Source organism: Pseudovibrio sp. W74 (assembly GCF_001623085.1).
Classification (GTDB): Bacteria; Pseudomonadota; Alphaproteobacteria; order Rhizobiales; family Stappiaceae; genus Pseudovibrio.
In genome coordinates this window covers 47,769-70,608 of record NZ_LMCJ01000017.1, presented here as the reverse complement: position 1 = coordinate 70,608, position 22,840 = coordinate 47,769, and the positions used below count along the sequence as shown (strand labels likewise).

22 protein-coding genes and 2 tRNA genes are annotated in these 22,840 nt (G+C 49.7%); 10 read left to right on the top strand and 14 right to left on the bottom strand.

Features of this window, described 5'->3' with window-relative positions; all coding sequences use genetic code 11:
- Positions 1-488 precede the first annotated feature (488 nt).
- Positions 489-1,271 (bottom strand): MipA/OmpV family protein, encoded by a 783-nt coding sequence (locus PsW74_RS11615; RefSeq protein WP_063286087.1) that lies wholly within the window; start codon positions 1,269-1,271, stop codon positions 489-491.
- A 444-nt stretch (positions 1,272-1,715) separates the two neighbouring features.
- On the opposite strand from PsW74_RS11615, the gene PsW74_RS11610 reads away from it, so the two are divergent.
- Complete coding sequence (locus tag PsW74_RS11610; RefSeq protein ID WP_063286088.1) at positions 1,716-3,131, top strand: L-serine ammonia-lyase; 1,416 nt, start codon at positions 1,716-1,718, stop codon at positions 3,129-3,131.
- Positions 3,132-3,135: 4 nt separating this feature from the next.
- Here PsW74_RS11610 and mnmD read toward each other — a convergent pair whose 3' ends face one another.
- Positions 3,136-3,837, bottom strand: a complete 702-nt coding sequence (gene mnmD / locus PsW74_RS11605; RefSeq protein WP_063286089.1) for a tRNA (5-methylaminomethyl-2-thiouridine)(34)-methyltransferase MnmD — start codon at positions 3,835-3,837, stop codon at positions 3,136-3,138.
- Positions 3,838-3,906: 69 nt separating this feature from the next.
- On the opposite strand from mnmD, the gene PsW74_RS11600 reads away from it, so the two are divergent.
- The 3 genes from PsW74_RS11600 to PsW74_RS11590 all read left to right on the top strand — a co-directional run bounded on the left by PsW74_RS11600 (position 3,907) and on the right by PsW74_RS11590 (position 5,885).
- The gene (locus PsW74_RS11600) at positions 3,907-5,025 is read left to right on the top strand and encodes an FAD-dependent oxidoreductase (protein ID WP_063286090.1); all 1,119 of its coding nucleotides are present in this window, start codon (positions 3,907-3,909) and stop codon (positions 5,023-5,025) included.
- Between the two features lie 245 nt (positions 5,026-5,270).
- Positions 5,271-5,561: a YggT family protein gene (locus tag PsW74_RS11595; RefSeq protein WP_063286439.1), complete on the top strand. Its 291-nt coding sequence runs from the start codon at positions 5,271-5,273 to the stop codon at positions 5,559-5,561.
- A gap of 3 nt (positions 5,562-5,564) precedes the next feature.
- Entirely contained in the window at positions 5,565-5,885 is a 321-nt protein-coding gene (locus PsW74_RS11590) for a DUF167 family protein (protein ID WP_063286091.1), read from the top strand.
- 66 nt (positions 5,886-5,951) lie between these two features.
- Here PsW74_RS11590 and PsW74_RS11585 read toward each other — a convergent pair whose 3' ends face one another.
- The 5 genes from PsW74_RS11585 to PsW74_RS11565 form a co-directional block, all read right to left on the bottom strand.
- Complete coding sequence (locus PsW74_RS11585) at positions 5,952-6,143, bottom strand: Trm112 family protein (protein WP_057463533.1); 192 nt, start codon at positions 6,141-6,143, stop codon at positions 5,952-5,954.
- A gap of 32 nt (positions 6,144-6,175) precedes the next feature.
- Positions 6,176-6,856 (bottom strand): LON peptidase substrate-binding domain-containing protein, encoded by a 681-nt coding sequence (locus PsW74_RS11580; protein WP_057463534.1) that lies wholly within the window; start codon positions 6,854-6,856, stop codon positions 6,176-6,178.
- 43 nt (positions 6,857-6,899) lie between these two features.
- Positions 6,900-7,898 (bottom strand): thioredoxin, encoded by a 999-nt coding sequence (trxA, locus tag PsW74_RS11575; RefSeq protein WP_063286092.1) that lies wholly within the window; start codon positions 7,896-7,898, stop codon positions 6,900-6,902.
- A gap of 120 nt (positions 7,899-8,018) precedes the next feature.
- Entirely contained in the window at positions 8,019-8,546 is a 528-nt protein-coding gene (locus PsW74_RS11570; protein WP_057463536.1) for a prolyl-tRNA synthetase associated domain-containing protein, read from the bottom strand.
- Between the two features lie 141 nt (positions 8,547-8,687).
- Entirely contained in the window at positions 8,688-9,707 is a 1,020-nt protein-coding gene (locus PsW74_RS11565) for a cytochrome-c peroxidase (RefSeq protein WP_244271708.1), read from the bottom strand.
- Between the two features lie 820 nt (positions 9,708-10,527).
- Here PsW74_RS11565 and PsW74_RS11560 point away from each other — a divergent pair.
- Together PsW74_RS11560 and PsW74_RS11555 are read left to right on the top strand one after the other, a co-directional pair.
- Positions 10,528-10,602 (top strand) — tRNA-Gly (locus PsW74_RS11560).
- A gap of 48 nt (positions 10,603-10,650) precedes the next feature.
- Positions 10,651-10,725: transfer RNA gene (locus tag PsW74_RS11555), tRNA-Gly, on the top strand.
- Between the two features lie 77 nt (positions 10,726-10,802).
- On the opposite strand, the gene PsW74_RS11550 is transcribed toward PsW74_RS11555, so the two are convergent.
- Positions 10,803-11,915, bottom strand: coding sequence for an NAD(P)/FAD-dependent oxidoreductase (locus PsW74_RS11550; RefSeq protein WP_063286440.1), 1,113 nt, complete (start codon positions 11,913-11,915; stop codon positions 10,803-10,805).
- Positions 11,916-12,017: 102 nt separating this feature from the next.
- Here PsW74_RS11550 and PsW74_RS11545 point away from each other — a divergent pair, with 102 nt between their 5' ends.
- The gene (locus PsW74_RS11545) at positions 12,018-12,497 is read left to right on the top strand and encodes a YchJ family metal-binding protein (RefSeq protein ID WP_208987946.1); all 480 of its coding nucleotides are present in this window, start codon (positions 12,018-12,020) and stop codon (positions 12,495-12,497) included.
- A gap of 572 nt (positions 12,498-13,069) precedes the next feature.
- Positions 13,070-13,498: a hypothetical protein gene (locus PsW74_RS11540; RefSeq protein WP_063286096.1), complete on the top strand. Its 429-nt coding sequence runs from the start codon at positions 13,070-13,072 to the stop codon at positions 13,496-13,498.
- Between the two features lie 77 nt (positions 13,499-13,575).
- Here the strand turns inward: PsW74_RS11540 and PsW74_RS11535 are convergent, their stop codons facing one another.
- On the bottom strand, positions 13,576-13,935 hold the full coding sequence (locus PsW74_RS11535; protein WP_063286097.1) for a TfoX/Sxy family protein: 360 nt from the start codon (positions 13,933-13,935) through the stop codon (positions 13,576-13,578).
- Positions 13,936-14,376: 441 nt separating this feature from the next.
- Here PsW74_RS11535 and PsW74_RS11525 point away from each other — a divergent pair, with 441 nt between their 5' ends.
- Together PsW74_RS11525 and PsW74_RS11520 are read left to right on the top strand one after the other, a co-directional pair.
- On the top strand, positions 14,377-15,798 hold the full coding sequence (locus PsW74_RS11525) for a lipopolysaccharide biosynthesis protein (RefSeq protein ID WP_063286099.1): 1,422 nt from the start codon (positions 14,377-14,379) through the stop codon (positions 15,796-15,798).
- A complete protein-coding gene (locus PsW74_RS11520; RefSeq protein ID WP_063286100.1) occupies positions 15,785-16,912 on the top strand; it encodes a GNAT family N-acetyltransferase in 1,128 nt (375 codons plus the stop codon). Before PsW74_RS11525 ends, PsW74_RS11520 begins: the two co-directional genes overlap by 14 nt.
- A gap of 4 nt (positions 16,913-16,916) precedes the next feature.
- Here the strand turns inward: PsW74_RS11520 and PsW74_RS11515 are convergent, their stop codons facing one another.
- The 5 genes from PsW74_RS11515 to PsW74_RS11495 form a co-directional block, all read right to left on the bottom strand.
- A complete protein-coding gene (locus PsW74_RS11515; RefSeq protein WP_063286101.1) occupies positions 16,917-18,560 on the bottom strand; it encodes an AMP-binding protein in 1,644 nt (547 codons plus the stop codon).
- A gap of 108 nt (positions 18,561-18,668) precedes the next feature.
- A complete protein-coding gene (locus tag PsW74_RS11510) occupies positions 18,669-19,181 on the bottom strand; it encodes a CAP domain-containing protein (protein WP_063286102.1) in 513 nt (170 codons plus the stop codon).
- Between the two features lie 145 nt (positions 19,182-19,326).
- On the bottom strand, positions 19,327-20,592 hold the full coding sequence (locus PsW74_RS11505) for a glycine betaine/L-proline ABC transporter ATP-binding protein (RefSeq protein ID WP_063286103.1): 1,266 nt from the start codon (positions 20,590-20,592) through the stop codon (positions 19,327-19,329).
- An 11-nt stretch (positions 20,593-20,603) separates the two neighbouring features.
- Entirely contained in the window at positions 20,604-21,473 is an 870-nt protein-coding gene (locus PsW74_RS11500) for a proline/glycine betaine ABC transporter permease (RefSeq protein WP_093515971.1), read from the bottom strand.
- A gap of 96 nt (positions 21,474-21,569) precedes the next feature.
- Positions 21,570-22,595 carry an ABC transporter substrate-binding protein gene (locus tag PsW74_RS11495; protein ID WP_063286104.1) on the bottom strand — a complete coding sequence of 342 codons (1,026 nt, stop codon included), beginning with the start codon at positions 22,593-22,595 and terminating at the stop codon, positions 21,570-21,572.
- Between the last annotated feature and the right edge of the window lie 245 nt (positions 22,596-22,840).

The window sequence follows — 22,840 nt, the reverse complement described above, 5'->3', positions numbered from 1 at the left end:
CCCCGCCGAGCCGTCGAAACAGGCCACGAATGCTGGACCTTCCCATCCACGAAGATCCGCATCCTTTGCTCGGAAATATCAATCTTAGCCAACACTTTAGTGGAGGATGCCTTGGCCGGAACCATAAGCAATAAACAGATAAACAGAAGTCCTGATATAGTAATTATTGTACGCATACTGAAGCCCCCTCACTCAACGCAATACTTTAGGTGAATTAGCATGCGCACCCGCAGGAGTCTGTCATCGACTTATTCTAAGGGTATTATTAACGATCTCTCAGAAGGGATACTTCAATACTGGGGTAATATAACTCTCAATACCAATACATCATGCATACTTTGTTATTCATGAATATACACAAAGCTTCACTTCAAACACCGCTTTATTTACGGCACAGTCAATGAGAACTCACAGTGCATACAGCAAATAAAAAAGCCCGGAGATCCTTCCGGGCTTCATTCATCAAGTCTAACCGATACTCTGGTTACCTAGAACATATCCCAAGCAAACCGATAGGTCGCACCAAACCCGACAGACCACATATTGTCGTTCTGCGTTATCGGGCTATCTGCAGCTTCACCAATCAAACGGTCATAGCCACCTTGTAGATGCAGCCCAATACTGTCAGTCAGCGCATAACTCGCACGCGCAACACCACCAACGCTCTTGAAACCACCTTCTGCGGTGTATGGGCCGAATGGAGTACCTGCAGCGACGCTGAAATAAGTGTTCATGTATGAACCATCAGCAGCATCAACGCGCGGACCGAATACAAACGTCAAGCGATCTGTAACTTCGGTGATCACATCAATTCCGGCACGCCCAACAAAGCCGCGGTGGCCGTTAAAGCCGTGGCGCACTTCGATGAATGCACGGAACCAATCATGACGGAAGCCACCACCAAGACCAACCTCACCAGCCCAAGGCACACGAGTTGTCCCTGTCAAAGAGGAAGAATCTGAAGGATTACGCTCACCCACAAAACCAAAAGACGGATAGATGAAGAGGCCCTGTGTTTCGCCCTCTTTCACCTGACCGAAGCCCGGCAGGTAAAACCGCGAAAACGCAATCAGTGGCAGCGGATAGATTATGTATTCATCCGCACCGTCATACTTGGGATTCACAAAACCAGCCACGCCAATATCAACGACGTATCTCTTGCTGGCTTGCTCCTCAGTCAAATCACCAGGCGTAAAACTATCTTCTGCCAGCGCATGACTGGAAACGGAAGCAAGCGCTAAGCCTGCGAGAATACGAAGAGAGGCGGTCATAGGTGCAGCCTTGATCGGGAAAAAGCAATTACCACCTATGATATACGTTTTAAGTCACTTTGGAGACCTGCAGTTTCAGGAGTTTTCTACAGACTGTTGCTCATTGGCATCATAAAACTCAACAACTAGTAGTTTTTTCATCTCAATTCACATTGACTGAGTAAAACAAGTCCATCAATTCCCCGTGAAACCAAAGCGTTTTCTTCAATCCTTTCAGTAAATCGATGCCAAAAAAATCTTTTTGAATCAATAAGCCTCCGAGCAGAACAGATAAATTCTGCAGTATCGGGACAAACGCGACGTCAATTTCAAATATCCGGAAAAATAATCCTCTTGGTTTCAGAGGCTATGACGATTATTCCTAGAAAATTCAGTGATAGTGGCTGTTCTCTATCCTAATGAAACAAAAACAACGCCCCCAGCCATCTGAAAGGTGCCAAACACATGTTTCTCAGCGTCTTTGAAATTTTCAAGATCGGTATAGGTCCGTCTTCGTCCCACACAATGGGACCGATGACTGCTGCCGCACGTTTTCTGGATGAGTTGAGAGACGGTCGCCGCATCTGGCCCGGCGCAGGCGCACCAAAGAGATTGCGCTGTACGCTTCACGGCTCACTTGCCTGGACTGGCAAAGGCCACGCGACTGACAGAGCCGTTGTTCTGGGACTTGCTGGCTGCACGCCTGAAACTCTGGATCCAGATGAAGCAGAGGCGCTCGAAAAACAGATCGCAACAGAAAAGAAGCTCCATCTTCCTGACCTGCCAGAGTTGGACTTCGATCCTGATAAAGACGTGATCTTCGACTTTGAGAAAAACTTGCCAGGCCACGCAAATGGTATGGTGATCGAAGCGTACGATGCCCAAGACCGCCTGCACCTTCAGGAAACATTCTATTCCATCGGTGGCGGGTTCGTATTGACCGAAGAAGAACTGGACCGCCTGAAAGCAGCAGAAGCGTCAGGTGATCAGGCTCCCGACGAAATTAAAGGCATGCCTTATCCATTTGCTACAGCGCAAGAAATGCTGGAGATGGGACAAAAATCCGGCAAAACCATTGCTGAGATGAAGCGCGCCAACGAAATCACCTCTCTGGATCCGCAAGAACTGGACAGCAAGCTCTGGCAGATCTGGGATGTGATGAACGCATGCATGGAGCGCGGCCTGAATACTGAAGGCGAGCTACCAGGTGGCCTTACAGTCAAGCGTCGTGCAGCTGCAATCAAACAACAGCTGGAAGACGAACGCGGCAATAACATGAGCATGCCGCACGTCGCCAACGACTGGCTCTCAGTCTATGCAATGGCCGTAAACGAAGAAAACGCAGCGGGCGGCAAAGTTGTCACTGCACCAACAAACGGTGCAGCAGGTGTTATCCCGGCAACCGTCAAGTATTACCGCGAGCATTGTCCGGGCAGCAGCGATGAAGGCATCAAAACCTTCCTGCTCACGTCAGCAGCTGTTGGTGGCATCATCAAGCACAATGCTTCTATTTCCGGCGCTGAAGTTGGTTGTCAGGGCGAAGTTGGCTCCGCCGCTGCAATGGCGGCAGCAGGCCTCTGCGCAGCTCTTGGCGGTACCAACGAGCAAATTGAGAACGCAGCTGAAATCGCTCTGGAGCATCACCTTGGCATGACCTGTGATCCGGTCGGAGGCCTCGTTCAGGTGCCATGCATCGAGCGCAACGGCCTTGGTGCCATCAAGGCCGTCTCAGCAGCGTCACTGGCTCTGCGTGGAGATGGCTCCCACTACATGCCACTGGACAACTGCGTTGAAGCCATGCGCCAGACTGGCGTGGAGATGAACGACAAATACAAAGAAACCAGCAAAGGTGGTCTGGCAGTCAACCTGCCAGAATGCTGATTACTCAGGTTGCGGTGGTGGCAGTTTTCTGCCCCACCATCATCTGGCGTTTTGTGCCATAGCCTTTGATACGCTCAACCTCAAAACCCGCTGTCTGCAAATTTCGGCGCACCCAACCTGCCGCGGTGTAGGTCCCGAAAGTCCCGCCAACAGCAGTTTTCTCTCCAACAGCAAGCATAAGATCTCGCCCCCACAGCTCTGGGTTCCGTGCCGGATTAAAGCCATCAAGAAACCAGGCATCAACGGGTATGGACAAGGTTGGCAGCATCTCACGAGCATCCCCAACACCAAGCAGCAGTCGCACACCATCAATGGTGATTGGATTCCAACCCGGCTGAGGCTTCCATGCAGCCAGCAGCTTGTCTTTAAGCTCTTTGATCTCCGGCCATTGCGACAGAGCTTTCTCAATCTCCGCCGCTTCCATCGGATACAGCTCAAACGAAACATAAGTCAGCTTGGCCCGCTCAGCTTCTGGCAAACTCAGAAGCAACTCCAACGTGGCGAGAAAATTAAGCCCGGTTCCAAATCCCAGTTCAGCAATAGTAAAAGACTGTGCACCCACCCAGCGTTCAGGGAGTTGATTACCCTGCAGAAATACGTAGCGCGTTTCGCCTAATCCACCGGCTTTGGAGTAATAAGTATCTCCAAACTGCGACGCATAAGGCACATTCGCATCATCCCATTCCAATTTTGGGCGCTCTGTCATATGTCTAAGCCAAATCTCTAACGTAAAAATCGGTCTGGGCTTATACCCCAACCTGGGAAATAAAAAAACATGACCTACGATATAGTTGTTGTTGGAGGGGGAATTTTCGGACTTAGCGTCGCCAAAGCCGCACTCGGAAAAGGCTTGAAAGTCGCTCTTCTGGAGAAAAACACCATCGCATCAGGCGCCAGCGCTGGCCTTGTTGGTGCGTTGATGCCCCATGTACCGAGTAAATGGAACGACAAGAAGCAGTTCCAGCTGGACGCACTGATCGAACTCTCCGATATCGTGGAGGAGCTGGAAGAAGCCACTGGCCTTTCTGTCGGCTACAGCCGTGCAGGTCGCCTGATCCCGCTTTACACCGAACCCAAGCTCGAACATGCCCTCTCCCGCGTTGAAGAAAGCAAGCAACGCTGGAGAAGCGATGAAACTGGCTTCACCTTCAATGTGGTGAAAGAAACACCGTTCAGTGACTGGCTCACACCAGAAGCCGCTCCACTTGGCATCATTTGGGACACCTTGGCAGCACGGGCCAATCCGCGTCTTGTCTCTGCAGGTCTCAAAACCCTGCTGGAAACACGCATCGACATCATGGAACACACCGAGTATCTCGGCTTTGATGAGACTACAGGCACCGTTTCACTGGGCAATGGTGAAAGCCTGAGTGCTGATCGCGTGGTATTGTCAGCAGGTTATGAAGGCTTCGAACCACTCAGTAAGATCGCAGGTAAACCCATCGGCATGGGCGTGAAAGGTCAATCCCTTTTGCTCGAATATAAGGCCGACAAACCTCTCCCGGTTATCTATGACAACGGAATTTATGTTGTCTCACATGCCAATGGCACTGTTGCTATCGGCTCCACCTCCGAGCAGGAGTGGACCAGCAAAGAGCCAGTAGAAGCAGACATTCAGACCATGCTCTCCAAGGCAGTCGGCTTTTGCCCTTCATTGAAAGACGCGCCGATCCTCACCCGTTGGGCAGGTATCCGTCCAAAATGTAAAAAACGGGACCCTTTGGTCGGCCTCATTCCAGGCAAAGACAAAACATGGGTGGCAACTGGTGGTTTCAAAATTTCCTATGCCATTTCTCACCGCATAGCCGCCTGCCTCATGCAGGAAATGTTCCCTGAACAAGACCAGACGATCCACTTGCCAGAGAGCTTTAAGCCAGCCTTCCATTTTGGCTAAAGCATGCGAGATGAGAACAAAAATTGTTTGCCCTATCAGTTTCAGGGCAAACGCCCCCTGCTAATTGGTACTTTTTCAGGTACCGCTTCGTGAAATTAGCTCAAAATATAGAAAAATGAGGCATGCTGGACCTTGCAGGTGCCTCAGTTCAAAGTTACATGAGGAACAACTCTGTTTCCCAAGCTCTGTCTTCAGGGAAGCAATTCAGCTAGTTCATCTTCGCAAACTTGGAGTTTAACCAGTCCATGCGCGCTATTCTTGATGTCGTTTTCATCATCCTAAATCTTTACACGTGGGTCATTATTGCGAATGTGATCTTCTCCTGGCTCTATGCGTTCAACGTGGTGAACTCAAACAATCAGTTCATCGCGATGATCGGGCAGACACTTTACAATCTGACCGAACCGCTCCTGCGCCCTATCCGCCGGTTCCTGCCAGCAATGGGTGGATTGGATCTTTCTCCGATTGTGCTGCTGCTCGGCATTTTCCTTATTGAGCGCGTCATCGGCCTCTACGTTTATCCCTACGTATTTTAAGTAGTGGCTGAACAAGAACGCCCTTGGAAACTGCAGGCTGACGGAATTCTCATTACCGTCCGCCTCACCCCCAGATCCTCCAAAGATCAAATTGAAAAGATAGGCGAGCAGTCCGATGGCCGACCGCTCGTGATGGCGCGCGTTCGCGCAGTGCCAGAAAAAGGCGCTGCAAACAAAGCCATTGCGGCCCTTTTTGCGAAAGCACTCTCTGTTCCCAAATCATCGGCAGAAGTGATTGCAGGTTCCACCGCCCGCATAAAAACCCTACGTGTTTACGGCGAACCACAAGAGCTGCAAAAAAGGCTAGAAGATCATCTCTCCTAGCCTTCAAAGATAAGTTCTGCACGGAACCGCGATCAGAGAACCCACATCAGTTCTGATGGATACGTTTTAGTCTTCAAGCTTGCGCGCTTCTTCTTCCAACATAATCGGAATTCCATTCCGAATTGGATAGGCCAGCTTCGCAGCGCGGGAGACCAGCTCCTGGTTCTCAGGATTGTACTCAAGCGTTGTCTTCGTCACAGGACAAACCAACAGCTCCAAAAGCCGACGGTCCAGCTGTGGCGCTTCAAATTCGCTCATAGAGCCCTCATTCATTTTTGTCTTTACCTGCATCACTGAAGCGTACTGCCAGTACCACCATTGCCACGTGCCAGCTCAACTTCAGCCAACGCAATGAGCGTATCCGCACGCACTTTCAGATTCTCTGTTTCCAACAGAGCCTGCTTCTCTTTCGGTCCATAAGGACTCATCATGCACAATGCATTGACCAATACCTCGGTCGAGGCAGAATTGACGCTATCCCAGTCCGCTTCAAGGTCATTCACACTCAAGTATTCTTTGAGCGTTGAAAGCAGCAGATCTCGATCGACATCATCTTCTCCGATACCGGTCGTCAAATCACCAGCAAAGCGGGTCGCATCAACGTGACCACGACGGAACGGGGCACGCTCTTCCAGCTCACCACGAAGCACAAAGCGAGAAACGCCAGACAACGTAATCAGATAGCGGCCATCGCCACTTTCCTGAAACCCTGTAATGCGCCCCATACAGCCAACAGTGCAGAGTTTTGGCCTACCGGCTAACTCTTCATCACTGGTTTCAAACTGCGGCTGAATTACCCCAATCATGCGATCAGTACGCAAAGCACTGTCGATCATCGACGTATAGCGCGGCTCAAAAACATTGAGAGGCATGTGGGAGCGCGGGAGCAAGATAGCTCCCGGCAAAACAAACAACGGCACAACCTGGGGCAGGTCATCCAGACCTGCGTAGGTCGCATTTCCAACAGTCATCGAGGCCACTTAAGTGCTCTCCGCTCTTATCATTAGGCCTAGATTACGAGAATAAAATTGAGGAGAGTTTACGGCGACCATAAGCAGAACCTGCATCTTTAAAGCCCCAGGCTTCAAAAAACTGCAGCAACTGCTTGCGCGCGCCATCTTCATTCCACTCACGGTCACGGCGAATAATCTCAATCAGCTCATCAACAGCACCAGTTTTATCCCCTTTGCCGCCCAAAGCGAGCGCAAGGTCAAAACGAGCCTGATGATCATCTGCATTGGCTTCTACACGCTCACGCAGCTCTGCAAGGTCATCAAGCCCTTCAGATTGCTCAGCGAGTTCAAGCGCAGCCTTCGCTGCTGCAAAATGCTGGGAGTTCTGCTCATCTTCCGGAATCATATCGAGCATCTGTTTTGCATGGTCTTTCTCACCAAGCGCCAGATAGCACATAGCAAGCCCACACAACGCCTGCACGTTGCCAGCGTCGATAGAAAGCGCGCTACCATAAAGCTGTGCAGCTTCTGGATACCCTTCAGCATCACGAAGCTCATCAGCCTTCTCAAGCATCACTTCCAGATCACTTGGACCAATGTTTACGCCAATACGATCGAGAAACTTTTTGATTTCACCTTCGGTCTGCGCACCCATAAACCCGTCAACAGGCTGGCCACCTTTAAATGCAAACACTGCCGGGATCGACTGAACACCCATCTGACCGGCAACTTCCGGATAATCTTCGATGTTCATTTTCACCAGCTTGAGAGCACCATTCGCTTCCTTGACGACTTTCTCAAGCGTCGGCGTAAGCTGCTTACAAGGACCACACCAAGGCGCCCAGAAATCAACGAGAACCACCTGATTACGGGAGCCCTCAATTACGTCCTGCACAAAGGTTTGAGTGGTCGTATCAACAATCAAGTCAGCAGCATTGGCTGCCGGAGCTGCGGATGGAGATGCCGCGCCAGCCTGTGTGTTGGTCTGGTAACCACCGCCATATCCACCGCCAAGGGAGCCACCAAAGCTGCCACCTACGGAATAACCGGATCCACTCATTATTTTGACCCTTTACTGAACCGGGAGCTGCTCATATCAGCGCTCCTCATATCAAAATCTCTAACTGCTGCCTAAAATGGTCTTAGATGAGACCAATTACAATTGGCGATCACCCAGTTTTTATAGATCTTCAGTGACTTTCTGCGCCTCTGCAGAAACCGCAAGCACATTGGCATCATGCCCACATGCCTTGGCAAACACCATCAGACCTTCCGCTGAAATCGCCGTTGAAGCATTATTTAGCAATGGATGGAAGTTCAGAACCTCCTGCTCCATCATATCTGCATCAAACACCACGGACACGCGTTGTGCTTCCCGATCATTGATCAGAGAGAACGGCGTGACGGATCCTGGAGTAACACCCAGCACCTCTTCAAGCAGATCAGCTTTGCCGAAAGAAACACGACCAGATGCACCAATGATGCTCGAAATCTTCTTCAGATCTATCGTAGCATCATGAAGGGCCACGACCAAAAAGAGATTACCCTTTTTGTCTTTAAGGAAGAGATTCTTGGTGTGACCGCCTGGAATACGCTCATGCAGATCAGCAGATTCAGCAACCGTAAAAACCGGCTCATGATCAATTGTAGAAACCGGAATGTTCAAGTCTTCCAAGAAAGATATCAGTTGCGAACGGCTTGCTGGCATGTAGAACGACCTCTCCCAAGTCTCTGAGGCAAACCAAGTGTTTGCCACATAAATGCTGCACCGTTTTAAGCCACCTATAGAAAAAGGCAAGCGGTCCATAAGAACCGCCTGCCTCTAGCAAACCGAGGGCGAATAGTTTGCTTAGTGAGCCGTCATGACTGACGGATCAGGGAGTGGTGTGGTGTTGGTCCGAACTGGCAGAATTGGATACTCAACGCTTGGCTGTTCTCCGGTAAGTGTCTTCAGGAAAACAGTAATTGCATCAATATCTTCGTCACTCAGCTCAGCACCAAGCTGAGAGCTGGCCATAATAGAAACAGCCTGCTTCAAATCCCAAACCTTGCCGGAATGGAAGTAAGGAGCTGTCAGATCAATATTGCGGAGCGGTGAAGCACGGAAAACGTATTCTTCCTCGGCAGTTTGAGTAACAGCAAACCGGCCTTTGTCATTGACTGGAAGAATATCTGCACCCGGCTTTTCAACCACGCCGAATGGATAGTACCCCTCACCACCAATGTTCACACCGCCATGACAAGCGGCACACCCGGTATCCATAAACACCTGCAGTCCCTGCTTTTCCTGCGCATTGAGAGCATTTTCATTACCCTCAAGGAACAGATCAAACTTGGAAGCAGGCGTAATCAAAGTAGCCTCGTACGCTTCAATTGCCTTCGCCATATTGTCGAAGTTCGCTGGTAACTCCTCGCCTGGGAATGCTCTTGAAAACTGCTCAGTGTATCCCGGCATACTGTTCAGAACAGCTTCAACCCGCTCTGGCGTGCTGGCCATTTCAACACCAGCTTGCACCGGGCCTTTGGCTTGCTCTTTCAGGTCTTCTGCACGACCATCCCAAAACTGAGCAAGGTTGAACACAGCATTCAACACGGTGGGTGCGTTACGAGGCCCCTTTTGCCATCCATGGCCGATGGATGTCTCCAGATTATCATCCCCACCCATGCCGAGATTGTGGCAGCTGTTGCACGACAACAATCCCGAAAGCGACAATCGCGGATCAAAGAAGAGCTGTCGCCCAAGATCAATTTTTTCGCGGGTAATCGTGTTGTCTTTAACACTAGGTACAGCATGCGGGATCGGCTTGAAGTAAGAACGCGCCTCTTCCAGCAACTCAGATTGAGCAAAAGCTCCTCCCTGAACAGCCATGCTGAAAACAGATGCGCCAATCAATGTCTTAATTATTGCTCGCATGAAATCCTCCATCATCACGAGATAATGGAGTTTAGAATCACTACAAACAAAAGCACATTGATGCAACCGCTTGACATTTACTATGGTAATATCAAAAATTTCATTAGCTTAAAACGCAAAACCATCATCGAATATATTGAGATATACAAAAAATACTTGAAATATGAATTCCACCAATACTTATTAATACTACAAATATCGAGAATTATAATCACAAGACATACACGAAGCGCCCCTCCTTACACTTAGAATAACTCTAATATAGACAAAAAATTGAGAGCTTTGACCGCGTGCAACTTACGTTTCTCAAGGGCATGTACTTCACCCTCAAAACGTTCTCTTAGAATATACTAATACACGACTGCGACATACTGCCCCCAATTACAAATTGTGATCCTGACGACGTCTGGATGTTGTTCTTAGCCACGCTCGCTAATGCTCATTCTGAATGTGACTAAGAAAATTCCTGATCTTATTGAGATATATGAGGGAACCTGTTTCTTTTTCATGCAGCCCATCCACGACCTCGGACAAAATCACATAGGTTATTTTACTCGAGTGCAATTATTTCCACAACGATCAAACAACTCTAAAAAACTATCTATCTTGTTGTTATATAATATTTTTTATGAGGCATTTCACGACCTCCACATCCACAAGCTCTGAGAAACCCCACAATGAATTTCAAATTCCTTGTTGCATTCACCCCGAGCTTTTGTCATATAGCTCCCACCTCACCGACGGGGCCGCAACAAACGGCTCTAGCGAAACAGATGCGGGCGTAGCTCAGGGGTAGAGCATAACCTTGCCAAGGTTAGGGTCGTGAGTTCGAATCTCATCGCCCGCTCCAGTTTCTCTAAGAAACTGAGTTTTCGCGAAGTTGGAATTTTTTGGATATGCGGGCGTAGCTCAGGGGTAGAGCATAACCTTGCCAAGGTTAGGGTCGGGCGTTCGAATCGCCTCGCCCGCTCCAAAAAAAAACAAAACAACCGCCGCAAGGCGGTTTTTTGTTATCTGCAGTTCTTCATTTCTATCAGAGCTTTAGGCGAACTATTCCTCTTCAAGCCAAGGAGGAAATGGTGTGTTCTCAGCAGACATAATATTCATGAACCGGGCCTGAAAATAATCTGTGCGTCCCAAAACCGGTAGAAACTTTTGCCTGAACAGACGGATCGCTGTGTTGTTTGACGCCAAAAACCGTGTGCCGGTATCAACCGTCTTCAAAACTTCCGCGGCAACAGGTCGTCGATCCAACATATATTGATGCGTATGCCCGGTAGAAACTTGCCACGCCAGCCACGCAGCATCCTCAATCCCTAAGTTCATCCCCCTGCCTCCAAAGGGAGAATGCACATGCGCAGCATCTCCCACCAGAAAGACCCGCCCTTTCTGATAGAGTTTGGCCAATCGGTGAGAGATCCGGAAAGACGATTTCCAATTGACTTTGATGACTTTCAAAATCGGCGGCATAGTCTCAAGTGGATCAGAGTGATCGGCAACAATGCGCGCCCGTGTCGCAGAAAAGGGAATGACACCGAAGATATTTGGTGACCTGTCAAACATCGTCGGCCCATCCATCGTCAGCGTCGGTTCCAACTCCACATCTGCCAGCCCCCAATCTTGCGGATACGAACTGCCTGAAAAGGTGAAACCCATTTGCGAACGCACAATTGAGTGTGCACCATCTGCCCCAATCACCATGGGTGGGTGAAGTACCTCTTCGTCACCGCTACTGGTTTGTATAACTGCTGTGACGACCTCATCCTTCTGCTCCAGCTTGACGAGTTCACACTCCCGCTCGACCGGTATTCCCAGCTCTGTCAGATGTCGTTCAAGAACAGTTTCAGTCTCATATTGCGGCAGGGCCAGCATAAAATTAAAAGGTCCATCTAAGTCTGAGAGATCAACTTCTAAAAGCTCGTCACTTGGCCCACGAAAGTGGACATGGTTCATCCGCCATCCCTTTTGCAGCAGTTTGTCTGCCACACCAGATGGCCGCAGGATTTGGAGGGTTCGAGGATTAATGGCAAGGGCACGAGATTGAGCGTGAGGGCGCGAGTTCTTATCAATGATACGAGGCGTAAAGCCGCGTCGCTTCAGCTCAATTGCGGCAGTCAGCCCACTGGGCCCTGCCCCAACAATCAGAATGCGTCCTCTTTGCATTGCCATCCTACCGTACACAGGGCTTGTTGTTGCGAGCTTATGCAAAAGACGCTGTTGGAGCGTTGAACCAGTAAGGCGAACTTTAATCACTCTTGGAGGAGCTTGTTTGCCCTTCTTGACCTGGCTTCAAAATTGTCGTTTAGCTGCCTTCCAAGCTCTAAAGGATGGTATTCGATGACAACACCTTGCCCTTGCAAATCAGGAAAAGACTTTGAAATCTGTTGCCAGCCTTTTCTGGAAGGCAAGGCCCTACCCGAAACCGCAGAGCAGCTTATGCGCTCACGTTACAGCGCTTATGCCACAAAAAACATTGATTACCTGAAAGACACATTGTGGCCTCGCTACCAAAAAACCTTCAGTTCAATTGAGGTCGCAGAATATGCTGCCCAAACTCAATGGATAGGGCTTGAGATTCTGGGCACCGATAAGGGGCAACTAGGTGATGCAAAAGGTAGCGTCCTCTTCTGCGCCAAATACCTTGCCCATGGCCAAGTCGGAGAACAGAGAGAACTGAGCCTCTTCAAAAAACGCAAGGGCCGCTGGTATTATGTTGAACCGATGGCAGAAGGCAGCCGCCTCTAAACCTCACAGCCTGATCCAAAATCGACTGAGCGTAAAAACAGTCTTGCTGCGAGAGCAACAGTCAACTTCTCTGCGCCTTACATCAGTAACAACCATATCACGATGCAGATAAGGCTTTACCTCCCCCTACAAGCAAGTTCCGATCCTCACCCAGGTCGGCAAACTTCTCCGTGAAAGTCTAAAAGCAGAGATCTCAGACTTATCATTCACCGACTGCACACAAGCCCTTTTCAGCTCATCATACCAATGATTGAACCTAACCTGAGGCTTACCAAGATATTTTGCATCAGCTAGCAGCATAAGATGCCAACACAAAAAAACATCGTTTCCATATATTCCTGCGATACTCCCGGTATGTCAGCACGAGTTTCCCACATCTTTAAGTTGCTTCATTAACAATCACATTCCGTAGGGAAAAGGCGCCTTCGCGTAACGGGTTAGCGGAACGCCGATAAGGTTCAGACAAGCCTCGTTACATCCAAACTTATTAAAATTAGAAAAAAAACTATTTCAAACTATCGGTACATATGTGTATGTCACACAAATATGAGTATCGATCAGGAAACATCTAAATGAACGTAGTTCACGCAAACAGAATGGAGTTTATGAAGTGGAGATCACTAATACAAAACACACCTAATACTGTAGGGTCCGGATGTGAAATTTATGAATCTACTAAGGAGCTACACTTAAACGATGGATCTTTAGTTCTAATTAGCAAGCCCAATCAAGATTGCACAACACTATTACAAAGTTTTTCTAAAAAGAATCTATCAGAAATCCAGTACTTACAGTTCCGCGCCTACAAACTCGTTGAACCTGGCTTTGCAGGACGGCGATATTGGGCTGTTAAAGTCATCGCAGGAAAGCACCCTAAGAACCCCGGGTTACGGTTATTGGTCGTTGGCTGGGTCAAGGGCACAACCATGAAACGAGCCTTCAACGAAATCAAAAAAGTACTAAAGGGCGACGCCCAAATTTGCGAAGACCCACGTCTATAAGAACAGCAACCGACAAAGCTGTGACGCTCATATGAAGGCGCTGACATTGAAGGCGATCAGATTATGATCAACCTGCGTCAGCCTTTTCCTTTCAACTGTTTGGCTGGCAGTCCAGCGACAAAACTCATACAGAGCGAAATCCATTCTCTAAGCGCCGCCTGATCACACACCTCAGCAGCCACAAACACCAATCCCCCCATTCGGCGACCACCAAGCTCAACAATCTCAGCCCCCTCTCGGCCGAGCGCTTCCGCTTCATTGTCTTTTCCAACACGAAACATAAAGCGAGACTCTTCACTCTTAATACAATGCGCCCCGGCCAGCATGTTTCCATCCAGAAAAAAGCACAGCCCACCCATCATCCGCTTCTCCGAAATCCCCATAATGCCTTCCAACTCCTCACGAAGCCGATCACCAAGTTCCTCATCATAAGCCACTAGAGCACCCTTCCAGCGTGATTGTCTTAGCCATTTTACAGACTAATACAGTCAGCACCTCACCAAGAGGAGCCGGCCCCTGCTCAGTTTGGGCGGATGCAGGGACCGGCGCAAGCTGCACGGCAGAAGGGAGGCGTCCCTCTAACACCGCGAGGCGATGGCGCAGCTCTGCAATTTGCGATGTTTTCGCGTTCATATCACTCTCGGTAAATTTCATTTTGTTCTCTATATGTTCTCATATTGATTCCGTCAAATCGCACAGGAGTCAAGCATCAAAAACTGCGAGAGTATCAGAACAAAAGCTTGTGAGCCTTCAAGGTCCAGCTAAGCCTCTGTTTTAACTCAAGGACCAATCAACACGGCAACACCACAGAACAGCATTCCGAAAATATTAATTTTCATACTAGTAATAATTGACCAGAAATAATTAAGGCGTATCGCGTGCAAGAACTCCTCCTCAAATGGTCAGCAGTGCTTTTACCTCGCAGCACTCATGCAAAACTGCTGCCACTTCTTGGAAAAATACTCGACACTCTCTTCAGCAAAGGCGAGGCTGGAGGAGCACGACGCTCAGCATTAATCGTTTTTGCCTTACGCATCGGGAGCGCAGCACTCGCTTACATCATGCAGGTCTTTCTGGCTCGTTGGATGGGCGCCTCTGAATACGGCATCTTCATTGTTGTCTGGACGGTTGTCATCATACTGAGCGTTTTTTCAGGGCTTGGGTTTTCTGTTTCCCTTCTGCGTTTCATTCCAGAATATCTGGAGAAGAAGCAATACGAGCTCCTCAACGGCTTGCTCTTCAGCGCCCGATTTCTTGTATTGCTCAGCTCAACAACCATTGCAGTAGTCGGCGTAGCCATTGCTTGGGCCTTTTCTGATTTCATTGGCAATGCATATATCCTGCCGCTTTACCTCATCGCAATCTGCCTACCCATGCACACCTACACCGGTATGCTGGAAGGCATTGCCCGTGCGCAAGACTGGCAACTCAAAGCAATGCTGCCAGATTTTATTGGCCGCCCTCTTCTAGTGCTCGCATTCATGTTGATCGCGCTGTTGCTGGGCTATCCGCCAACAGCCGTCACAGCTTGCATCGTCACCATCGCAGCCGTCTGGACCATCACTTTCTTTCAGACGATCATGATGGAAGTCTCGCTGAGCAAAGTCCGCTACCCTGCTCCACGTAGACTTCAGATAAAGTCATGGCTGCTTGTATCGGTTCCCATGCTGGCAGTTGATGGCTTCTTCCAACTCATCACCAGCTCTGATGTCATCTTAATCGGCCTCTGGCTCCCACCAGATCAAGTCGGCATTTATTTCGCAGCATCACGCACCCTCGCACTGATGCATTTTGTTTATTACGCAGTACGCGCAGCAAGCGCACCGCGCATGGCACGTCTTTATCACTCTGGTGACCGAGATGGCCTCAAGGATTTCGTGACAAGCGCTGCCAAAATGACCTTCTGGCCAACACTACTCATGGGCGGCTTTGTCATGGCAGTCGGACCATTCCTCCTCTCCCTGTTTGGAGAGGATTTTGCTCAAGGCACACCAATCCTCTACATCCTTGTTATTGGTGTATTAGCCCGTGCATCCGTTGGTCCGGTTGACGCATTACTGACCCTCTCAGGGCACCAAAACACCTGCGCCAAGATCTATGCCAGTGTCTTTGTCGTAAACCTCATTCTCAACACGGCACTTATTCCAGTATTCGGCCTGTATGGAGCCGCTTTGGCGACGACATCCGTCATCTTTTTTGAAGCATGCATTCTTTACCGCAGCGCCTACAAACGCCTTGGCCTGCACACATTCATATTGCCATTGAAGAGACGGGAAACTCCAGTCAATGAAGCAGGATAGCACCACGATTAAACTGCTGACACCCGGCAAAGACAAAACAGCGGACCACCTGTGGCGACAACTGTCTCAACAGGCACTGGAGCCCAACCCGTTCTTCTCCAGCAGTTTCGTCAGTGCATTCAATGCACACAAGGCAAACGGCTCAATCAAGCTGTTATTGGCACTCGATCCTTCCGGCACAAAAGCGCACGCGGCACTGCCCGTCGTAATGGTAAGGCGTGGCCTCCTCTTCAAACTACCAAGCACATTAGCTGGTGATTATGGGCCACTCGGCACTCTGCTGCTTTCTGAGGAAGCTACGCCAGCAACACTCAACAAACTGCTCGAAACCGCCTGTAACTTGAGCTGGACTAAGACGTTAATTCTCCCTTTCCATGGAACCGATGGCCCCACCTATGAAAGCCTTGAGTGCGCGCTTAAAACCCACGGATGGGAGAAACAAGTTGCTTCTAAAGAAGACCGCGCCTTCCAACTATCTGGCAATGAAGGTCGCGCTAGCTTTGACGCCCTCAAAAAACGATCCTCATGGAAAGGTGCCTTTAAAAACCAGCGCCGGCTAGAGAAGGAAGGGTCACTTTCCTTTAGTATGCTGGAAACCTCAAAGGACATTCAGGCAGGCCTTGAAGACTTTCTGAAACTCGAGGCAGCTGGCTGGAAAGGCAAGCAAGGCACCGCGCTCCTTTCCAGAGCACCAGATGCCGCTTTCACGCGTGAGCTGGTATCAAAGTCAGGCGAAGCAGATAACATTCGCATTGGCCAGTTGCGGCTAGACGATAAGCTAATTGCAACCAACATCCTGCTCCGCGAGCAAGGCCGCATATTTGGCTGGAAAACAACCTTCGACGAGAGCCTCGCAAAATTCTCCCCTGGTCAGCTTCTCATCTATTTCAGCACCCAAAAACTCCTCGAAGACCCTGAGTTCTCAGGTGCCGATTCCCTCTCGACACCAGACAATCAGATGGCAAACAAGGCCTGGACCTCACGATTCCCATATGCCACGGTTTTTATTGGCAAAGGTCCAATAGCGCGCTTTGCAATGTGGGAGGCGCAAGCAGGTGCTCGCGCAAAGTTGGCATTAAAGAGCAAAGTTAAGAAATTGCTTGGTCGAAAATAGCTGCCTAGCTTTCAACCAATTCAGCTTCTTCCTGCGCTCTATTCCGTAAAATCCGGCGAATAACCTTTCCGCTGGTCGTCAAAGGCATTTCGGAGACAAACTCAATCTCCCGCGGATATTCATGAGCAGAAAGACTCACGCGCACATATTGGCGAATATCATCAACCAAGCCCTCACTTGGTTCGAAGCCATCTTTCAGCACAACATAAGCCTTTACGATCTCCGTCCGCACCGGATCAGGTTTGCCGACCACAGCAGCCAATCCAACCGCCTCATGCTTGATCAAACAATCCTCAATCTCAGTTGGCCCAATGCGATAACCAGCTGAAGTAATGACATCATCATTGCGACCGACGAAATGGACATATCCATCCATATCAACAACACCTTGGTCACCTGTCAGCATCCAATCACCAAGGAATTTGCTCTGATCTGCCTCAGGCTTTCGCCAATACCCCAGGAACATAACAGGCGTACCACGACGAACTGCAATCTCGCCTTGCTCTTCTCGTTCGCAAACAGATCCATCTGGTCGGATAACAGCAACGTCATGCCCAGGTACAGCTTTGCCAATTGCCCCGGCACGGGAAACTCCCATCCTTACTCCTGACCCGAGCACGAGATTACATTCCGTCTGTCCATACATCTCGTTTGGCGCGACACCGAGCGCTTCATGGCACCAGGCAAATGCTTCACGCCCCAATGCCTCTCCCGCTGAGCAAACAGAGCGCAGCCGAAGTTTTTCAGAATACTTACGATGATCAACACTGCGCATCATCTTGAGTGCGGTGGGCGGAATGAACGCGTTGCGAACACCATGCCGAGCCATCAAGTCAAATGCACCTTCCGGATCAAACTTGTCGATCCGGGCAGTCACCACAGGCACCCCAAACTTCAGCGAAGGCAGCAGTGCATTTAGCAAGCCACCCGCCCAGGCCCAGTCAGCTGGAGTCCAGAACACATCCCCAGCCTGTGGCAACATCTCATGTGCCATTTGAATGCCCGGCAAATGCCCAAGCAACACACGGTGCGCCAGCAGTGCGCCTTTGGGCTGCCCTGTTGTGCCTGAAGTGTAAATCATCAAAGCTGGATCATCAGGGCCTGTCGCATAGCTTTCAAAGCTGTCGGAGCCTTGCTCAAGCAAGTTCCAGAAGCCAAGAGCTCCATTTTCTGCACCATCGACACAGATAACATGCTCAAGAAGCGGAAGTTGCTCACGAAGTGCAGAAAGTTTCTCAAGTCCAGCCTGATTGGTAATCACCACTTTCGCGCCAGCGTTCTCTAGCCGATACCGCAGAGCATCTGGGCCGAACAAAGCAGCCAATGGAACAGCGACAGCTCCCAGCCGATAAATCGCAAGATGAGAGATGGCAGTTTCAGGCGCTTGCGGCAGCAACAAAGCCACACGATCACGTGGAGCGACACCCAGAGACTGCAACGAATTTGCAAGCTGGCAGGAGTTTCCTTTGAGCTGGCCATAGCTCCATGCTTCAACTCCGCCGGAAGACAGCACATGCAGCAAAGCCGTGCGCTTAGGCTCAACATCCGCCCAACGATCACAAGCGTCATGAGAAATGTTGTAGCGCGTAGGAATATTCCAGCGAAACTCAGCTCGCAATTCCTCGTATGAAGTCAGTGGTGGCAGCACACCAAAAGTCCCCTAAACCCAAATTCGTTAGTGAAGAGAGTTTATCGCTGCAGCGCACAACGAGATACTGGCCTTTGGTCGCTCTTTTAGCCCCAAAAGGAAACTGGGTTAGCGCGGTCCAGCTACGACAAGGCTCCAGAAAACCTTATATTTTGACCGAGGCGCATAAGCTGTTGCAATTCCAATGCGCGTTCCGTTTGCATCCAGCATCACCGCATTATGCTTCGGCGAGTCACGCCAGCCCGAAAAGGCTTCTGCCCACCGGCGATAACCAGCACTGAGGTTGCCTACTGCATGAACATCGCCCTGCCCAGCCTCCTTCATCAGGACGGCGAGCTTGAGATCGCCCTTGCGCGCAGCGTTAACATCCTCTGCACGGGCCATTCCATCTGCCTGTGCCTGAGCAACGCGCATCAAAGCTGGATCAACCGTAACCGGCGGTAAATCTGATTGAGAACGATAGCTGGAGATCATTGAGGCCACAACACTCGCATCAATCTGCGCAGAGTGGCTCTCTAAGTTCTGATAGTAGCTTGGCGTTTCATCAGGGCTGACACAACCAGTGAGCATCAGTCCAACAGCAAGAACCAGAGCAATACTCCCACCACGAAACGTCTTCATACAAAATCACTTTTCGGCAAATTTCGAATCTCTCGGACACACTACCGACTAAATGAGGCAAACCAAGCTCAAACTCAAAGCACACGCATAAGTGAATTAAAAAAGGCCGGACAAAGCCGGCCTTTCAAACTTCTTGGTAAAAACGTTAGGAAGCTTCTTTCAAAGCATGAGGCTTGGCTGTTTCAGCCGTCTCATTCTTCTCTTCAGCACCTTCAGTCTCAGCATCGGTTTGCTCTTCTGGAGGTGTCAGCACGCTACCCATCTCTTCTGGGCTCAACACGCCCATGAGATGTCCATCCTCGCAAACAACTGGAACCGGATAATCTGCTTCCAATGTTGTTGGGAGAGCTTCTTCCAAAGTGCTTTCCAGCTCCACTGCGTTGCTGTCATCAGCAAAAGCATAAAGGGATGGACTATCACCCGGTTTAGCAACTTCCTCAGCAAGGCCTTCTTGCGTAACAATGCCACGGAACTCTTTGTCCTCAACCACATAACCGAAATCTTCGTCATGACGACGCATATCAGCCAGCGCTTTTTCCATGTTGTCATGGGTAATACGCACAGCAGGTGGCTGCATAACAGTATCAACGGTCAGCACGCGAGCACGGTTCACATCACGCACAAACGCCCGCACATAATCATCAGCTGGTTCAAGCAGGATTTCTGGCGGCGTACCGACTTGTGACAGAACACCATCCTTAAGGATCGCAATCTTGTCACCAATACGCAAAGCTTCATCCAGATCATGCGTGATGAACACGATGGTCTTATGCAGCTTCTCTTGCAGTTCAACCAATTGATCCTGCATCTGTGAGCGGATCAACGGATCAAGTGCAGAAAACGCCTCATCCATCAGCAAAATGTCAGCATCCGTTGCAAGCGCACGGGCAAGACCAACACGCTGCTGCATGCCGCCGGAAAGCTGGCTTGGATACTGATGCTCAAAACCGCCAAGTCCAACCGTTTCAATCCACTCACGCGCTGTGGTTTCACGGTCTGCTTTTGTAATGCCCTGCACTTCAAGACCGTAAGCAACGTTCTGCAGTACCGTCCGATGCGGCATCAGGCCAAAGCGTTGAAACACCATCGACATACGATGACGGCGGAATTCTTCCAGCTCTTTATCAGAAAGAGCCATAACATCCTCGCCATCAACCAGAATGTGCCCATCTGTTGGGTCAATCAAGCGGTTGAAGTGACGAATAAGCGTAGACTTACCAGAACCGGAAAGGCCCATGATCACAAAGATCTCACCCTTCTCGATGCTAAGGGAGACATCATGCAGGCCAAGAGTATGGTCAGTTTCAGCAAGCAGCTGATCTTTGCCCATACCATTTTTTACCTTGGCAAGCTCCTTATCAGGCGCCTTGCCAAAAATCTTGGTAATGTTTTGTACTTCGATCAATGCCATGTGTTAGCGCCTCACCCTGTTACCTTGCGATGCGCCTGCATCCGTTGTCCGGCTGATTGTGTGATACGGTCAAACACAACGGCAAGAACAACAATCGCTAAGCCGCCGAGCAAACCTTGTCCTGCATCATTACGCTGCAACCCAAGCAGAACGGTTTCACCCACGCCGCGAGCACCAATCATGGACGCAATCACCACCATAGCCAACGCCATCATCATAGTCTGGTTAATACCCTGCATGATGGAAGGGAGCGCAAGTGGGATTTGAACGCCCTTAAGGATCTGCCAGCGCGTTGCACCAAAGGCCCGGCTCGCCTCAACAACCTCTTCATCCACATAGCGGATGCCAAGATCCGTCAAGCGAATAAGCGGTGGTGCAGCATAAATCACAGTAGCCAGAATAGCTGGCACCTTACCCAGACCAAACAGCATGGCCGCAGGAATAAGATAAACGAAGCTTGGAATGGTCTGCATCAAGTCCAAGACCGGATTGAGCAAAGCTCTGAAGCGGTTTGAACGAGCAGAGATAACGCCAAGCGGCACGCCAATCACAACGGAAATCAGCACAGCGACAAGCAAGATCGCCACTGTTTGCATAGACTTTTCCCAAAGCCCCAATGTACCGATGAACCACATTGCACCTACCATCACCAGGCTAAGCCCCCAACGGCGGCTCGCAGCAAAGGTAATCAGGCCGATGCAGATCAAGATCACGATAGGATCAGCGCCACGGAGAAGTCGCTCTAACCGCACCAGCAAAAATAGGATGGAGTTGGAAAAGGCCTCAAATCCATCGCCGTAATTCACGACGAGAAAATCAACCAGATCGTTTGTGGAAGTCCGGATAGGTTTCCCAAAGTTGGGAAACACGTCGAAAGCCATGTGATCCTCTTATTCTTCTTAGCAAGGATCACGGAAACAAGTTCCGTGATCGCTTTTCATTCGCTAATTTTCAAAAACAGTCAGCTGTCTTTGATATTACAGAGCAGATTTCACACGCTCAGCGACATCAGCTGGAACCCAACCGGTCCAGAGTTCTTCGTTGTTTTTCAGGAACTCAGCAGCAGCATCATCTGTGGTTCCGCCAGTGTCCTGCATGTAAGCAAGAGCTTTGGAAACGTCATTACTGGTGGTTTCATAAGCAGTCAGGAACTCAACCAGTTTAGGCGCAGAAGTATGGAACTCTGTGTTCACGAAGACGTGCGTCGCAGACAGAGGATATGCAACTGCCTCGGTCACTTTGGATGGATCTGTCTCTGCAGACAGCTTGTCCCAAGCTTCTTTGCTGTAGGCAGGCTCTTCCAGCTGGATCAGATCATCAGCGACCTTACCCATGACCCAGGTTGGACCCCAGTAATAGAACACGATTGGCTTCTTACGACGAACGTTCGATTCAATCGCAGCTGCAAGCGCTGCACCTGTACCAGGACGGAAGTTCACAAAGCTATCAAGCAAGCCATAAGCATTGAGCTTCTTAGAGTTGATGACCTCACAGCCCCAACCAGCGATACAGTTGTAGAAGCGACCTTTTTCTGGCTCTTCCGGATCAGAAAACACGTCTTTGTACTTTGGCAGGTCAGATACAGACTTCAGACCTTTTGCAGGCGCATCATCGCCTTCAACCAGGTATTTTGGAATAAACCAGGCCTGTGTCGCATCAGGGAAGTTCACACCAAGATCAACAAACTGGTTCTTCGCTTTGCCTTCAGCAAGAGCTTCAGTCACGTTGTCTGGCCAGATTTCCATGGTCACGTCGATATCACCACGCGCCATACCGTTTAGAAGCGGAATAGTGGAGCCTGGGATGACATCCGTTTCACAGCCGTACCCTTTTTCAGCAATGAACTGAGCTACAGAGTTGTGAAAAGCATTGGAGTCCCAATCCAAACCAGCAAACACGATAGGACGGTCAACTTCACAAACAGGATCTGCAGCTTCTGCTGTAGACACAGCAAAAGGGAATGCAACTACGCACGCAGCGAGAGCAGATTTAAAATTCAACACGGATGCCTCCAAACAACCAAAACATACTTTTTGTTCGGTCAGAGAGAAAAGCCGCCAAGGACAGCTTGTCGTTCTGGCCGTAATGCTAAGTCAAAAACTCAGCAATTGCAGGACACACTAGGTTGAGCGCATCAACTGCACCGTTAAAAATAGATATATTCAATTTTCTGTCAACTTAGACATCTGCTCAAGATATTTTTTGAAAATAAATATAAAAAGATATACTTCGTAAATACACTGGATAT